Annotated in this window: 17 protein-coding genes and 1 pseudogene; 17 read left to right on the forward strand and 1 reads right to left on the reverse strand. The window is 41.4% G+C overall.

Annotated features, from left to right (window positions below; all coding sequences use genetic code 11):
* From AC1DVB_RS20655 to AC1DVB_RS20705, 11 genes are all read left to right on the forward strand, one after another.
* A partial coding sequence (locus tag AC1DVB_RS20655) for a prephenate dehydrogenase (protein ID WP_477590733.1) occupies positions 1 to 798 on the forward strand: 798 nt, incomplete at its 5' end.
* A gap of 22 nt (positions 799 to 820) precedes the next feature.
* Positions 821 to 2,107 (forward strand): 3-phosphoshikimate 1-carboxyvinyltransferase, encoded by a 1,287-nt coding sequence (aroA, locus tag AC1DVB_RS20660; protein WP_057276292.1) that lies wholly within the window; start codon positions 821 to 823, stop codon positions 2,105 to 2,107.
* Positions 2,108 to 2,476: 369 nt separating this feature from the next.
* On the forward strand, positions 2,477 to 3,748 hold the full coding sequence (locus AC1DVB_RS20665; protein ID WP_057276293.1) for a tetratricopeptide repeat protein: 1,272 nt from the start codon (positions 2,477 to 2,479) through the stop codon (positions 3,746 to 3,748).
* 41 nt (positions 3,749 to 3,789) lie between these two features.
* The gene (locus AC1DVB_RS20670; RefSeq protein ID WP_034307987.1) at positions 3,790 to 4,341 is read left to right on the forward strand and encodes a ReoY family proteolytic degradation factor; all 552 of its coding nucleotides are present in this window, start codon (positions 3,790 to 3,792) and stop codon (positions 4,339 to 4,341) included.
* A gap of 161 nt (positions 4,342 to 4,502) precedes the next feature.
* Positions 4,503 to 4,964 carry a YpiF family protein gene (locus AC1DVB_RS20675; RefSeq protein ID WP_057276294.1) on the forward strand — a complete coding sequence of 154 codons (462 nt, stop codon included), beginning with the start codon at positions 4,503 to 4,505 and terminating at the stop codon, positions 4,962 to 4,964.
* A gap of 160 nt (positions 4,965 to 5,124) precedes the next feature.
* Positions 5,125 to 5,631 (forward strand): Rieske (2Fe-2S) protein, encoded by a 507-nt coding sequence (locus AC1DVB_RS20680; protein WP_057276295.1) that lies wholly within the window; start codon positions 5,125 to 5,127, stop codon positions 5,629 to 5,631.
* Positions 5,632 to 5,634: 3 nt separating this feature from the next.
* Positions 5,635 to 6,309, forward strand: coding sequence for a menaquinol-cytochrome c reductase cytochrome b subunit (qcrB, locus tag AC1DVB_RS20685; RefSeq protein WP_034307974.1), 675 nt, complete (start codon positions 5,635 to 5,637; stop codon positions 6,307 to 6,309).
* Positions 6,310 to 6,365: 56 nt separating this feature from the next.
* A complete protein-coding gene (locus AC1DVB_RS20690; RefSeq protein ID WP_034307972.1) occupies positions 6,366 to 7,133 on the forward strand; it encodes a menaquinol-cytochrome c reductase cytochrome b/c subunit in 768 nt (255 codons plus the stop codon).
* Positions 7,134 to 7,302: 169 nt separating this feature from the next.
* Entirely contained in the window at positions 7,303 to 7,899 is a 597-nt protein-coding gene (gene lhaT / locus AC1DVB_RS20695) for a lipoprotein heptaprenylglyceryl N-acetyltransferase LhaT (RefSeq protein WP_098186643.1), read from the forward strand.
* A 119-nt stretch (positions 7,900 to 8,018) separates the two neighbouring features.
* A complete protein-coding gene (gene ypjB / locus AC1DVB_RS20700; RefSeq protein WP_057276297.1) occupies positions 8,019 to 8,804 on the forward strand; it encodes a sporulation protein YpjB in 786 nt (261 codons plus the stop codon).
* An 85-nt stretch (positions 8,805 to 8,889) separates the two neighbouring features.
* Complete coding sequence (locus AC1DVB_RS20705; protein WP_048681645.1) at positions 8,890 to 9,564, forward strand: zinc metallopeptidase; 675 nt, start codon at positions 8,890 to 8,892, stop codon at positions 9,562 to 9,564.
* 136 nt (positions 9,565 to 9,700) lie between these two features.
* Here the strand turns inward: AC1DVB_RS20705 and AC1DVB_RS20710 are convergent, their stop codons facing one another.
* Positions 9,701 to 10,573, reverse strand: a complete 873-nt coding sequence (locus AC1DVB_RS20710) for a YitT family protein (RefSeq protein WP_034307964.1) — start codon at positions 10,571 to 10,573, stop codon at positions 9,701 to 9,703.
* Positions 10,574 to 10,704: 131 nt separating this feature from the next.
* Between AC1DVB_RS20710 and AC1DVB_RS20715 the strand changes: the two genes are divergently transcribed.
* The 6 genes and pseudogenes from AC1DVB_RS20715 to AC1DVB_RS20740 form a co-directional block, all read left to right on the forward strand.
* Positions 10,705 to 11,100 carry a nucleotide pyrophosphohydrolase gene (locus AC1DVB_RS20715; RefSeq protein WP_223255836.1) on the forward strand — a complete coding sequence of 132 codons (396 nt, stop codon included), beginning with the start codon at positions 10,705 to 10,707 and terminating at the stop codon, positions 11,098 to 11,100.
* Positions 11,093 to 11,893: a 4-hydroxy-tetrahydrodipicolinate reductase gene (dapB, locus tag AC1DVB_RS20720; RefSeq protein ID WP_057276298.1), complete on the forward strand. Its 801-nt coding sequence runs from the start codon at positions 11,093 to 11,095 to the stop codon at positions 11,891 to 11,893. Before AC1DVB_RS20715 ends, dapB begins: the two co-directional genes overlap by 8 nt.
* Before the next feature lie 18 nt (positions 11,894 to 11,911).
* Complete coding sequence (locus AC1DVB_RS20725; RefSeq protein ID WP_048681639.1) at positions 11,912 to 12,337, forward strand: methylglyoxal synthase; 426 nt, start codon at positions 11,912 to 11,914, stop codon at positions 12,335 to 12,337.
* The gene (bshB1, locus tag AC1DVB_RS20730) at positions 12,321 to 13,031 is read left to right on the forward strand and encodes a bacillithiol biosynthesis deacetylase BshB1 (protein ID WP_057276299.1); all 711 of its coding nucleotides are present in this window, start codon (positions 12,321 to 12,323) and stop codon (positions 13,029 to 13,031) included. The genes AC1DVB_RS20725 and bshB1 overlap by 17 nt, the downstream gene beginning before the upstream one ends.
* A gap of 7 nt (positions 13,032 to 13,038) precedes the next feature.
* Positions 13,039 to 14,178 (forward strand): N-acetyl-alpha-D-glucosaminyl L-malate synthase BshA, encoded by a 1,140-nt coding sequence (gene bshA, locus AC1DVB_RS20735; RefSeq protein WP_057276300.1) that lies wholly within the window; start codon positions 13,039 to 13,041, stop codon positions 14,176 to 14,178.
* A gap of 13 nt (positions 14,179 to 14,191) precedes the next feature.
* A pseudogene (locus AC1DVB_RS20740) lies at positions 14,192 to 14,382 on the forward strand (CCA tRNA nucleotidyltransferase); the annotation flags it as partial.

Genomic DNA, 14,382 nt, shown 5'->3' on the forward strand with positions numbered 1-14,382 from the left:
GTCGTTAAGGCAGCGAAACCATTGATAGATAAAGGGGTGGCCTTCATCGGGGGGCACCCTATGGCTGGTTCCCATAAGAGTGGCGCTGCGGCAGCCAAATTACATTTATTCGAACATGCATTTTATTTGCTTACTCCCGGGGACACCATCAAAGAAGAAAAAGTTGAGCAGCTGAAAGGGTGGCTGCAGGGGACAAGAGCTAACTTTCTTATTGTTAGTCCTGCCACACACGATAAGCTGACTGGGGTCATTAGTCATTTTCCGCATATTGTCGCATCAGGGCTCGTTAAGCAGGCAGAAAATTACAGTAAGGAAAACAAGTTGATTTCAAGGCTCGCAGCAGGTGGATTCCGGGATATTACCAGAATCGCCTCAAGCAGTCCGGAAATGTGGCGTGACATTTTGTTACATAACCGGGATGTGCTGCTTGAATTAATGAATGATTGGCTGAATGAAATGGAGCATATAAAAGGTCTGGTTGCGAATGAAGAAAGTGAAGAAATCCTTCGATTCTTTACCGATGCCAAGATTTTCAGGGATGATTTGCCGACACATGCGAAAGGCGCCATACCAGCGTTTTATGATTTATATATCGATATACCGGATTATGCCGGAATAATTTCTGAGATTACCGGATATTTGGCACAAGAAGGTATCAGCATTACAAACATAAGGATCATTGAAACCAGGGAAGAGATATACGGTGTGCTGGTCATCAGTTTCCAAACGGATGTTGATCGCATAAAAGCTGCGGAGTGTATTTCAAGACATACAGATTATGAAACGATCCTGGCATAATAATATAGGGAAGGATGGTTTTATGAATACTAAAAAATTACAAACAAAAATCCAAACATTGCGTGGTTCGATTGCCATACCTGGAGATAAGTCGATCTCCCATCGTTCGATAATGTTTGGAGCCCTTGCCGAAGGGGAAACGACAGTAACTAATTTTCTTCCAGGAGCTGATTGTTTAAGTACGATTTCCTGTTTTAAGCAGCTTGGAGTCCATATTGAACAAGATGGCCAGCACGTCAAAATTGAAGGCAAAGGTTTTAATGGATTAAAGGAACCTGAATCAGTACTGGATGTCGGAAATTCTGGTACCACGATCAGGTTAATGATGGGCATATTGGCAGGACAGGATTTTTCAGCCGTTTTGGCAGGTGACGAATCGATAGCCAAACGTCCAATGACCCGGGTAGTCAACCCTCTACGTCAGATGGGAGCAACCATTGATGGCCGAAAAGGAGCCGAATATACCCCCCTCGCCATAAGAGGAGGCAAATTACAAGGGTTTCGCTACGAATTGCCTGTAGCGAGTGCACAGGTGAAATCTGCGATAATCTTGGCCGGTTTACAGGCAGAAGGTGAAACGATCATTATCGAACCGGAAGAGACCCGCGATCATACAGAACGAATGATCCAGGAGTTTGGCGGTAAAATCGAAAAGGACGGCCATACGATTAAAGTAAGCGGAAATCAAGTCTTCAAAGGGACGGCCATCCATGTGCCGGGTGATATTTCTTCGGCAGCTTTCTTCATGGTGGCTGCAGCGATTACGGAAAATAGTGAAGTGGTATTAAAGAATGTGGGCCTTAATTCGACAAGGACTGGAATCATCGAAGTCATGAAATCGATGGGGGCTGATATCACGATAGAGAAGAAGACGAGCGAGGGAGAACCTGCAGGTGACATCACGGTCAGAAGCTCCCGATTAAAAGGAACGACCATCAGCGGTGATTTAATTCCCCGTCTCATCGATGAAATACCGGTAATTGCACTTCTGGCGACACAGGCAGAAGGGATAACGACGATCAAGGATGCAGCAGAATTAAAAGTGAAAGAGACGAATAGAATTGATACTGTTGCAAATGAGCTTTCCATCCTGGGGGCAGATATAACCCCGACAGCAGACGGATTGATCATCAAAGGCCGTAAAGCCCTGAATGGAGGTATGGTTACAAGCCATGGGGATCATCGTATCGGGATGATGCTTGCTGTAGCGGCTTTGATAACGGATGGGGAAGTGGAACTTGCCGACCCTGATGCCATCGATGTATCATATCCACAATTTTTTGGGCATTTGACGCAATTGATAAAGTAAATATAAAAAAAGTTTACATACCTTATTTGGTCTGTAAACTTTTTTTAAATGCTTAAAAGTGTTGAAAGCGCTAACATCAGGGGTGTTTTGTACCTGAATTGATAGTGAAAATAATGAAAAAGGGGTTCAAGATCAAAAAGGAGATTTACCGTAGCATGGAGAATTAACTAGTAACCTTTTTTTAATGAGAATGGGAGGGGACTTCATCGATGGAATACAAGGCTGCAGTATGGTAAACTAATGAATACTGTTTACTATGCATCTCGCGATTRCATGGTATTTTGTTCTTAATGGCAGAGTATGTTACATTATGGCGTGAGTGTGTATGACTAGGGACCAAGTCTATCATGCAAAAGGAAGGATTCAACAATGAACACAGTGGAACAAGTTATACAGCATTTAAAAAAAGGGGAATTAACAGAAGCTCTTAAACATATAAATCGAATTAAATCATCAGAGTCAGCAGAGGACATTTTATTGCTGGCCGAAGAAATGCTCCAGCTTGGCTTTGCAGAAGAGGCAAAGGATCTTTTTGAACATCTGCTGCAACTCTATCCCGATGAAGGAGAATTGATTGTTTCGTTGGCGGAAATCCTAATTGATATGGACCAGGAAGATGAAGCGATGYTGATGCTTGAAAAAGTAAGTGCAGATGATGAAGTATATCCAAGTGCTTTGCTTTTGGAAGCGGACCTTTATCAATTGCAGGGGATGGATGAGGTCAGCGAACGGAAATTACTGCAGGCTAAGGAAATGCTTCCAGATGAGATCATCATTGATTTTGCACTAGCTGAACTGTTCTTTCATCAAGGCAGGGATCAGGAAGCCATTGCAAATTACATAAAGGTTTTGGAACAGGAACAAGAAATCGCTGGTGTTAATGTCAATCAGAGGCTTGCTGAAGCATTAAGCAGCTCGGGCAAGTTCGAGGAGGCCCTTCCGCACTTTGAGAAGGCCTTGAAGGACGGACTTGAAATCAATACTCTATTTGAATATGCATTTACAGCTTTTCAGGCAGGTCTTTATGAGACAGCCGTACGAAAGTTTATTGAACTGAAAGAATTAGATCATGAATATCATTCACTATATTTGTACCTGGCAAAGAGTTATGAACATCTTGAAGATCTCGAAAATGCCTTGAAAACGGTCAAAGAAGGAATCAAGGCTGATGAATTCAATAAGGAACTTTACTTCTTCGGTGGTAAAATAGCCTTGAAAAGCGGGCTTGACGAAGAGGCTGAAAATCTATTTAAAGAAGCACTTGCCATTGATCCGGGATATCTGGAAGCTGCACTCACCCTTTTGAAATTGTATATGCACCAAGAAAGGTATGAAGATGTATTGGAGTGTATAGGTGAAGTAAGGCGATATGGAGAGGATGATCCTCAGTTTGATTGGATTGCTGCTGTATCTTATCAGCATACCGAACAATTTAAAGAGTCATTAACCAGCTATCATAAAGCATATAATTCATTCAAGAGCAATCAAGATTTCCTTGAAGATTATGGTTTCTTTTTAATTGAAGAAGGAGACAGAGCCACATCTAGAGAAGTATTTAATAAGCTGCTTGAGATGAATCCGGCGAATGATGAGTATGCAATGATCTTGGAGCGGCTAGGTGAAAGCACAGAGGAAATGTAGATAAGTGAAATAAAACTAAATCAAGACAGAGGAGGGAATTCATGGTGGCTGCCCCTGTTTCTGTGAATGAGAAGAAGGATTTTATTCGGTGGTTCTTAAATCATTATCAACTGAAACGAAGAGAATGCGTGTGGATATTGAATTACTTAATGAGTCATGATCAACTGATGAAAAAGGTTCATTTTGTAGAAAATGCACAATATTGCCCACGTGGACTGATCATGTCGACACATTGTGTGGATGAGGTCCCTTTCAGGTTCTATAAGTCCAATATCATGACGACCGATGCAGAGAAATCTTTTCATGATATCCGTTTAAATCGGGACGAAGACATTTATATTCAGCTTAATTTTAAATCGTCTTACTCTTCCTATCAATATGCAGCGGTACTCGAGCATAATCCCTTCATGCCGAAATCGACGGCATCGAATGAAAAAGATCAGCTGCTAGCTGAACAATTTTTAGAAAGAAGCATGTTGTATTTTCAAAGGGACCGTCTTCTTAAGGAAATCGATGAAGCACTTGATAAGCATGATGAACAAGCATTTAAGGATTTAACCGAACAATTGAATCAATTGAAAGTACTTGGATGAAATAAATTGACCTTTCCTTAAACAGGAAAGGTTTTTATTTTTTATAAAACATTGATAAAATCCACATTTTTGTAAAGACTATGGGTATATGGTAAAGATGTTATAAAAATAATGGTAAAATGATAAGGAGTTGATTCAAAAATCGGGAGTGAAGAAAAAACATGAAATGGACAGCAAAAGATCTTGACATGTATATGCAATCAAAAGAGTATGTGGATACCGTTTTGATTCCTTTGGTTCCCCTATCTTTTAAAGGGCAAATGAAGCAAACGGGCTCAATGAATGAATTTCTTACCATTTTAAGCTTGGAAATTGAAAAGCAGATGAAAGGTAGAATTCTTTTATTGCCGACATTTCATTATTTAAGTGATGAAATGGATAAGGTTGAACGGTTAAAGCGTTGGGCCAATGAAGTGAAAGAAAATAATTTCGAGCATGTTTTCTTTCTTACATCGGATTTCGAGTGGAAAAAAGAAGAGCGGGAATTAGAAAATAATTTAGTATGGATTCCTGCCATTCCCTTGGAGGGGCTTGAAATTGAACAAGCAAGGGAAATGATTAACCAGCAAGTTATCCAAATCCTTGATATTTTCTCTTATAATTGGAAAAATGAAAAAAAGTAGGATTTTTCGCATTATTTGACACATAGTTGCCACCTTTTGGGTTTTACAAATATTGACCTTGGTAAATTATTGAGATATCATGGAAATGTCCTAGTTTTATAGTGTCGCTATTTATTGGTCCTTTGGGCTCTCAGTATAGTAATAGAGGGGGGGAAAACGCATGAGCAAGCATAATGTTTCACGACGTCAATTCCTTAATTACACACTTACTGGCGTTGGTGGATTTATGGCGGCCGGTATGTTGATGCCTATGGTTAGGTTTGCAATTGATCCTGTATTATCAGCTGATAAAGGCGGGGATTACGTTGCAACTAAGCAAAAGGTAGGTGAACTCACTACCGAACCAACCCGTGTCGACTTTAGTTTTAAACAGGTCGATGGGTGGTATGAGTCTGAAGAAACAAATACAGCTTGGGTTTACAAAACGGATGATGGTAAGATCGTTGCTTTATCTCCAATCTGTAAACATTTAGGCTGTACGGTAGGGTGGAATACGGATAAGACTAATCCGAATCAATTTTTCTGTCCTTGCCATTACGGCAGGTATACGAAAGATGGGGTGAATGTGAAAGGGACACCGCCAGTTTCACCATTGGATGTCTTTGACACGAAAGAAAAAGATGGAATACTTTATTTGGGTCAACTAAAACCGCACGGGGAGGCGTAAACATTGCTAACAAAGTTATATGACTGGGTGGACGAGCGTTTAGATATTACGCCGTTATGGCGGGATATTGCTGACCATGAGGTTCCTGAACATGTTAACCCCGCACATCATTTTTCTGCATTCGTATATTGTTTTGGTGGGTTAACTTTCTTTATTACGGTCATCCAAATCTTGTCAGGCATGTTCTTGACGATGTACTATGTCCCGGACATTAAAAACGCTTGGGAATCTGTTTATTATTTGCAAAATGAAGTTGCCTTCGGTCAAATTGTCCGTGGTATGCATCACTGGGGAGCAAGTCTAGTTATCGTTATGATGTTTTTACATACTCTTCGTGTCTTCTTCCAGGGAGCTTACAAAAAACCGCGTGAATTGAACTGGATGGTCGGCGTATTGATTTTCTTCATCATGCTGGCATTAGGCTTGACTGGTTATTTATTGCCATGGGATATGAAAGCGCTATTCGCAACGAAAGTTACGTTGACAATTGTCGAATCGGTACCGTTGATGGGACCGGCACTCAAGACATTGATAGCAGGAGATCCAACCATCGTTGGAGCACAGACATTGACACGATTCTTTGCAATTCATGTATTCTTCCTGCCAGCAGCATTATTTGCTTTACTAGCGGCTCATTTCCTGATGATCCGAAAACAAGGTATTTCAGGTCCGCTATAAAAGAATGGTGAACCAAAATCCAAAAAAACCTTTTCATAAAGGAGGGGAATTGTTCAATGCATCGTGGGAAAGGTATGAAATTCGTAGGTGACTCGCGTATCTCCGCGGACCGTAAACCGAATATTCCGAAAGATTATTCAGAATATCCTGGGAAAACTGAAGCATTTTGGCCTAATTTCCTTTTAAAAGAATGGATGGTAGGAGCTGTATTTCTTGTAGGCTACCTTTGCCTGACAATCGCACATCCGTCACCATTGGAAAGGATAGCAGATCCAACAGATACAGGGTATATTCCACTGCCGGACTGGTATTTCCTATTCCTTTACCAATTACTTAAGTATACCTATGCTTCAGGTCCTTATAATGCTATCGGGTCCATGGTAATACCCGGCTTGGCTTTCGGAGCGTTGCTCTTGGCACCTTTTCTAGATCGTGGTCCAGAGCGGAGCCCGGCGAAACGTCCTTTTGCTGTAGGCTTCATGCTATTGGCAATGGCCGGCGTTTTCTATCTAACATGGGAGTCCGCAGCCCATCACGATTGGGAAGCTTCCAAGAAGCAAGGAGCCATCGTGGAAGGTGCAGACATTGATAAAGAGAGCGATGGGTATAAACTGATGGATTCTAATGGCTGTATTAGCTGTCACGGAGCAGAATTAACTGGTGGAGCAGGAGCGCCTAGCTTAATTGACACTGGATTGAAGCCAGAAGAAATTTCTAAAATCGCAGTCAAAGGCCAGGGTGCCATGCCAGCTGGCATGTTCAAAGGTACAGATGAAGAACTGAAAACATTAGCTGAATTTGTATCTGGTTTATCGACAAAGTAATAAACTTCAATTTCTTTCATAGGCTGCAAATAAAGCTGACGACTACGGTTGTCGGCTTTTTTATTGGTAAATTGAAGCGTATATGAGAGGAATTTGAAATGAATACTTGGTTTTCTGGTTGATGGCCTGTAAAATGAATATACTTGAGAATGTAAGTGAGGGTAAAAGAATGAATGTTATTTACAGTTTGCTTGCAAACCGGCAAATGCTCGCTTTGTTATTATTAATAAATATATTCGGTACTGCCTATGGATATTATTGGTATGGTAGTCAATTGGAAAACACTCCGGCGATTTTTTTGGCATTTGTGCCGGACAGCCCGACAGCTAGCCTGTTCTTTGTATTTGTTTTATTGGGGTTCCTGTTAAGAAGGAATTTCGGACTTATGGAAGCGTTGGCGATCATAACACTATTCAAATATGGAATATGGGCGGTTGCAATGAATTTGATGACCTTCGTGACAACCGGTTCATTGCCATGGGAAGGTTATATGTTAATGGCTTCTCATTTGGGGATGGCGATACAGGGGGTATTATATGCACCATTTTATCGAATAAAACCTTGGCATTTGATAGTGGCAGGGATTTGGACCATACATAATGACATAATCGATTATGTTTTCGAAATGATGCCAATTTATCGTGATTTATTGGTATTTATGAATTCGATAGGTTATTTCACTTTTTGGCTCAGTATACTATCCATTTTTGTCGGCTGGTACTTTGGATATAGAAAAAAGCGGACCACCCTATCCTTCATCCATTAAAAAGTTAACTCTAAATACAGCTTTGTAAAAGCAGGGTTAACTTTTTTATGATGAACGAGGTCTACTCATGTTTTTTCTTTCATATCGTTTTAGTAGAGATATGAGGAGGGACGAGTAGCATGTTGAAAAAATTCATATTAACCATTGCTGTTTTATTTGTCGTCTTACATTTCCCTGTCTATGCAGAATCCTCTTCAAGTTTGGAGCAATTAGATAACATTTCCGATAGAGCCTTGGAAATGACCAAGTTGAAGCGATATGGAGATTCGGAAAAGATGCTGACGTTTTTTTCTGACCGGTTTTTAAAAGAGACAGCGAAAGAGCAGATCCTTGACATGGACGAACTTCGAATTATCACTGTAGCTCATAATGAGGCGTTGATGACAATAAAGGATATGAACAAGGGAGATTCCGAAAAGGTTAATTCTGTTACAAAGTTCCGGCTTGTTGTTGATGCGGTCAAGTCCACCCATCAGCCTCTTTGGACAGAGATGGAGGATCAAATGATGAATTCTTTCCAGCAGACAAAGAATGCCGCGATCAATCAAGACACAATTACCTTCAATAGCCAATTGAACTTATTCCTATCACAATATGAAATGATATATCCAAGCTTGAAAGTCGACCTTTCTAAAGAAACGATGCAGCAACTGGACACGAGGATTCAATACATCAACCAATACCGTCCGGAGGTAATCAGTGATGGAGCAAGTCAGAAGGAACTGGATGCGTTGCAAAACGAACTAACTTCCATTTTTGATGATATGGGTGAAGATGATGCAGATCCTTCCCTTTGGTGGGTCATCATATCGACAGGCTCAATCATTATCATGACGCTTTCTTATGTAGGCTGGAGAAAATATAAAGGTGATAGGGAAAAACCAAGGAAAGAACATAATGATTAAATAGACAGGGGAAGAGAACACTATATTTGACACGGTTGCCTTCAATCCATAGAATTAAGAGTAATAATAGTTATAGGAGGATACCATGTATTTCATTTATTTGGCGATTATCATTTTAATCCCGATTTATGCACAAATGAAAGTGAAAAGCACATATAAAAAATATTCAAAGGTATCGGCCTCTTCCGGTATGAGCGGTGCTGAGACGGCGCGGGCCATTTTAGATCAAAATGGACTGTTCAATGTCAGGGTCGAAGAGACACCTGGAATGCTTTCGGACCATTATGACCCAAGGGATAAAACGGTGCGTTTATCATCGGATAACTATCACGGCCATTCAGTTGCCGGTGTAGCGGTAGCAGCCCATGAAGTTGGACATGCGATTCAAGATAAAGAAGCCTATGCATTCTTGCGTTTCCGTCATGCATTAGTACCGGTAGCTAATTTTGGCTCTAACATATCTTGGATTTTGATTTTAATCGGGATGTTAGCTTCAATTCCTGGGTTGCTATTGGCGGGTATCGTATTTATGGCAGCTGCTGTATTGTTCCAAGTGATTACCCTGCCGGTTGAATTCAATGCCTCTTCTAGGGCGATGGATCAACTCGTTTCCGCCGGGGTCATCCGGAACGATGAAGAACGGGAAACGAAAAAAGTATTAAGTGCTGCTGCGATGACTTATGTTGCTGCCGCTCTTGTAGCCGTACTGGAATTAGTTCGTCTTCTGCTTATGTATACAGGAATGAGGGAAGAAGATTAATGAGAAAAGGACACCATCTTGGGATGGGGTCCTTTTTTCATTTTTAAGAGTATCTGCTGCACATTGCTAATAAAATTCAGTTGGACAGGGCAACATTCATAAGGGTTGCCTTCAATCGGTATGTACAGTCAATGGATCACCTTTCAATGGGATTCTTGTTCTCATCAAGGGTAAAGCCCTCACCCAATACGTCATGAACTTCACTGACTGATACAAACGCATGAGGGTCCACAGAAGTTATGGCATTTTTTAAGCGGACTAACTCATTTTTCCCAACAACACAATAGAGGACTTCCCGGTCATTGCGTGTAAAGGACCCATATCCCCTTAGCACAGTTACGCCCCGCTCCATATCATTCATGATTTTTTCGGCAATTTCCTTGTTTTTGTCACTAATGATCATTGCACCTCTAGCAGCATAGGCTCCTTCTTGCATAAAGTCGATTACTCGGGCACCTATAAAAACGGCAACGAGGGTATACATCGCTTGCCGGTAATCCAGGTAGGTAAGGATGGACAGGCCAATGACGACGGCATCAAAGATGAACATGGTCCGACCCATGCCCATCCCTAAGTAACGATGGGCAAAACGGGCAATGATATCCACTCCGCCTGTTGTACCGCCGTAACGAAAAATGATGCCCAGCCCGACACCAACCGAGACCCCGGCAAACAATGCCACAAGCATCAAATCATTACCGAGATTGATTTCAAATTCGTATCTCTCGAAAACCCAAAGCCAAACGGAGAGGCCAACCGTTCCGATAATCGTATAAAAGAAAGATGTGCGCCCTAAATATTTCCACCCAATTAAAAATAAGGGAATATTCAAAATCAAATTAGAATAAGAAGGATTTATCCCGATAAGTTGATATATAATCAAGGTGAGGCCAGTGAATCCGCCCTCGGCCAAGTTGTTCTGCATGTTAAAATGCACAAGGCCAAAAGCGAATATTCCAGCCCCAAAAAGGATAAATATGATGTTTTTCAATTTTAAGCCCAAAAGCATGTCCCATACCTCCAAAGGTTTGCATAGCATTAATTTACTTATTATAACTAATTAACCAACTATGGGCAATTTTGATTCCAAACGTATCTGTTGTCATCTGTTTCACTTTTAGCTAACATGGAGAAGGTATGATGTTTGAAAACGAAAATCAAGAATGGGTGACTCATATGGAAAAGCAAAAGACGATCCAACAAATGCAAGCGGAAGTCGACCGATACATAGGACAATTTAAAGAAGGATATTTCAGCCCTCTGGCCATGCTCGCCCGCATGTCTGAAGAACTTGGGGAATTGGCTAGGGAAGTCAATCATTACCATGGTGAAAAACCAAAGAAGGCGACAGAGGAAGAGAATACCATTGAAGCGGAATTGGGGGACATGCTTTTTGTGTTGATTTGTTTTGCCAATTCTTTAGGGATTGATCTTCAAAACTCGCATGATTTGGTCATGGAAAAATTCACAACCCGCGATAAAGATAGATGGACAAGAAAAGAAGAGGAAATGGAGGAGGAAGGTAAAGATGAGTAAAGTGAAAGTGATTGTAGCAGGTCCACGAGGCAGAATGGGAAATGAAGCGGTGAAGCTTGTACATAGGACAGAAGGGTTTGAATTGGCAGCTGTCATAGATCGCAAGTATAACGGGGAAAGCCTTTCCGCAATAGAAGGTTTTCACGGGATTGAAGCTCCGGTTTTTTCTGATATAAATGAATGCTTTTCTTCTGTAGAGGCAGACGTCTTGATCGATTTGACCACACCGGAAGTGGGCATGTTCCATACAGAAACGGCACTTAATCATGGCATCCGCCCTGTAGTGGGAACTACTGGTTTTACAAAAGAAGATTTAGCAAAGCTGGATTCATTGACAAAAGAAAAAGGCATTGGTTGCATCATCGCGCCAAACTTTGCAATTGGCGCCATTTTGATGATGAAGTTTTCCCAAATGGCCGCAAAGTATTTCCCGGATGTGGAAATCATAGAAATGCACCATGATCAAAAACTGGATGCACCTTCTGGAACTGCTTCCAAAACGGCAGACATGATTGCAGCGGTACGTGAAACAAAACAACAGGGGCACCCTAATGAAAAAGAAACCATCCAGGGGGCAAGAGGTGCAAATGTAGATGGCATGCATATCCACAGTGTCCGTTTACCGGGACTCGTTGCCCATCAACAGGTGCTTTTCGGAAGTGATGGAGAGCTATTGACGGTTAGGCATGATTCCTTTAATCGAGCTTCCTTCATGTCAGGAGTCAAACTTGCTGTCGATACGGTCATGAAATTGGATGTTCTTGTATACGGCTTGGAAAATATTATTGAATAGGGATCAGGAGGATTTACGATGAAAATTGCCTTAATTGCCCATGATATGAAAAAGGAAGATATCATTCAATTTGTGACAGCCTATAAAGATGTATTTGAACAGCATGAATTATTTGCAACAGGTACGACTGGGAAACGAATCATGGAAGAAGTATCACTGCCTGTCCATCGTTTTCATTCAGGACCTCTTGGCGGAGATCAGGAAATAGGTGCAATGATTGCTCGCGGAGAAATGGACATGGTCCTATTTTTCCGCGATCCTTTGACATCACAGCCGCATGAACCTGATGTATCTGCGCTTATCCGCCTATCAGATGTATATGAAATTCCCTTGGCAACAAATATGGGCACTGCAGAAGTGCTCATACAAGGTTTGAAACATGGGTATATGGACTGGCTAAAACTACGGCAAAAACAAGGTGAGATAAATGATAAACAAAAGTAATATAGATATCCTGGCTTTCGGGGCACATGCTGATGATGTTGAAATCGGTATGGGTGGCACAATCGCTAAATATGTGCAACAAGGCAGGAAAATTGTCATTTGTGATTTGACAAAAGCTGAAATGTCGTCCAATGGAACCGTTCCACTGCGGCAAGAGGAAGCCGATAAGGCTGCTGAAATCCTTGGGGTGAAGAGGATTTCCCTTGATCTACCCGACAGGGGACTATACATGAAGGCGGAATACATAAACCAAATCATCACGGTCATTCGCCAATATAAACCTGCACTTGTATTTGCACCATTTTTGGAAGATCGCCATCCCGATCATGGTAACTGTGCCAAATTAGTCGAGGAAGCAGTTTTTTCGGCAGGAGTAAGAAAGTATATGGAAGAAGAAGGTCTGGGTTCCCATCGTATCCAAAATATGCACTATTATATGATCAATGGGTTTCACAAACCGGACTTCGTCGTGGATATCACGTCTACAATATCGAAAAAGCTGGATAGCCTTAGGGCATATGGGAGCCAATTCGAAAAAAGTCAGGTATCTGTAGAAACACCGTTAGTTAATGGCTATATCGAGACTGTAGAGGCACGGGAGCGGATGTTTGGCAAAGAAGTGGGTGTCGCCTTTGCGGAGGGATTCATGACAAAAAAACCGTTACTGATCGATGCCGACTTGTTAGGAGAATAATAATCTTATGAAATTAAAAATTGGAATTACCTGTTACCCGACAGTTGGGGGTTCTGGTGTCGTAGCAACTGAATTAGGTAAGATGCTTGCAGAAAAAGGACATGAAATACATTTCATTTCTTCAAGCATCCCTTTTCGCTTAAATAAGATGTACTGTAATATTTTTTATCACCAGGTTGAAGTGAACTCATATTCAGTCTTTCAATATCCGCCATATGACTTGGCGCTTGCGAGCAAGATGGCGGATGTCGTAAAACGGGAAAAATTAGATATCCTTCACGTTCACTATGCAATTCCACATGCTGTTTGTGCGATCCTTGCAAAGCAGATGTCAGGTAATGAAGTAAAGATCGTAACGACACTGCATGGTACGGATATCACCGTTTTGGGCCAGGATCCCTCATTGACCAATTTGATTAAATTCGGCATAGAGCAATCAGATGTCGTTACAGGAGTATCTAATTCCCTTGTTCAGCAAACGCACGAATTAATCGCGCCGGATAAGGAAATCAAAACCGTTTATAATTTCATTGATGAAAGAGAGTACCATAAATCCGATTCAGATTACCTTAAGGATGAATACGGAATCAGGGAAGATGAAAAAGTGATCATACATGTTTCGAATTTCCGTTCGGTCAAGCGAGTGAAAGATGTCATCCAGGCGTTTTATTTAACTCAAAAGAAAATGCCTGCAAAGCTACTGCTCGTAGGAGATGGGCCGGAAGTGACAACCGTATTGAAATTGGCTAAAGATCTTGGAATCGATGATGCGGTCTTGTTCCTTGGTAAGCAGGATAACCTTGCGGAATTATATTCAATCAGTGATTTGATATTCCTGTTATCGGAAAAAGAGAGTTTCGGACTTGTGTTGCTCGAGGCGATGGCATGTGGAGTTCCTTGTATCGGGACGAATATCGGGGGAATACCTGAAGTCATCGTTGATGGGGAGACTGGTTATATTTGTGAATTGGGAGATGTCAAAATGGTTGCTGAAAAAGCGGTTGGACTTTTAAGCGACCCGAGTTTACATAAACGCTTTTCTGAAGCTGCGCTGGAAAGGGCCAATACTGCTTTCCATAGTGATACGATTATGTCAGAGTATGAAGCCATCTACATTCAAGCACTTGAAGGTAAATCCATGGAATAGGGAGGAGACGCTGATGGATCGGTTATTCTTGAAATCAGTACCCATTCTGGAATTGATTGAAGAAGCAGKATATGAGGCTTATTTCGTTGGCGGCTCTGTAAGGGATTATATCCTTGGCAGGACAATAAACGATGTGGACATCGCTACTTCCGCAACACCCCAGGAAATCAAAAGGATTTTTCCTAATACGGCTGATATCGGAAT

It is taken from the genome of Peribacillus sp. P4_D6 (assembly GCF_056401795.1).

What these genes read in the sequence shown, in the direction of transcription:
- AC1DVB_RS20725 (WP_048681639.1), top strand. Translation starts at nt 11,912, where the DNA reads ATGAAAATTGCCTTAATTGCCCATGATATGAAAAAGGAAGATATCATT.
- AC1DVB_RS20710 (WP_034307964.1), bottom strand. Translation starts at nt 10,573, where the DNA reads ATGCTTTTGGGCTTAAAATTGAAAAACATCATATTTATCCTTTTTGGG.
- ypjB (WP_057276297.1), top strand. Translation starts at nt 8,019, where the DNA reads ATGTTGAAAAAATTCATATTAACCATTGCTGTTTTATTTGTCGTCTTA.
- AC1DVB_RS20715 (WP_223255836.1), top strand. Translation starts at nt 10,705, where the DNA reads ATGTTTGAAAACGAAAATCAAGAATGGGTGACTCATATGGAAAAGCAA.
- AC1DVB_RS20690 (WP_034307972.1), top strand. Translation starts at nt 6,366, where the DNA reads ATGCATCGTGGGAAAGGTATGAAATTCGTAGGTGACTCGCGTATCTCC.
- AC1DVB_RS20705 (WP_048681645.1), top strand. Translation starts at nt 8,890, where the DNA reads ATGTATTTCATTTATTTGGCGATTATCATTTTAATCCCGATTTATGCA.
- dapB (WP_057276298.1), top strand. Translation starts at nt 11,093, where the DNA reads ATGAGTAAAGTGAAAGTGATTGTAGCAGGTCCACGAGGCAGAATGGGA.
- aroA (WP_057276292.1), top strand. Translation starts at nt 821, where the DNA reads ATGAATACTAAAAAATTACAAACAAAAATCCAAACATTGCGTGGTTCG.
- AC1DVB_RS20675 (WP_057276294.1), top strand. Translation starts at nt 4,503, where the DNA reads ATGAAATGGACAGCAAAAGATCTTGACATGTATATGCAATCAAAAGAG.
- AC1DVB_RS20680 (WP_057276295.1), top strand. Translation starts at nt 5,125, where the DNA reads ATGAGCAAGCATAATGTTTCACGACGTCAATTCCTTAATTACACACTT.
- lhaT (WP_098186643.1), top strand. Translation starts at nt 7,303, where the DNA reads ATGAATGTTATTTACAGTTTGCTTGCAAACCGGCAAATGCTCGCTTTG.
- bshA (WP_057276300.1), top strand. Translation starts at nt 13,039, where the DNA reads ATGAAATTAAAAATTGGAATTACCTGTTACCCGACAGTTGGGGGTTCT.
- bshB1 (WP_057276299.1), top strand. Translation starts at nt 12,321, where the DNA reads ATGATAAACAAAAGTAATATAGATATCCTGGCTTTCGGGGCACATGCT.
- AC1DVB_RS20670 (WP_034307987.1), top strand. Translation starts at nt 3,790, where the DNA reads ATGGTGGCTGCCCCTGTTTCTGTGAATGAGAAGAAGGATTTTATTCGG.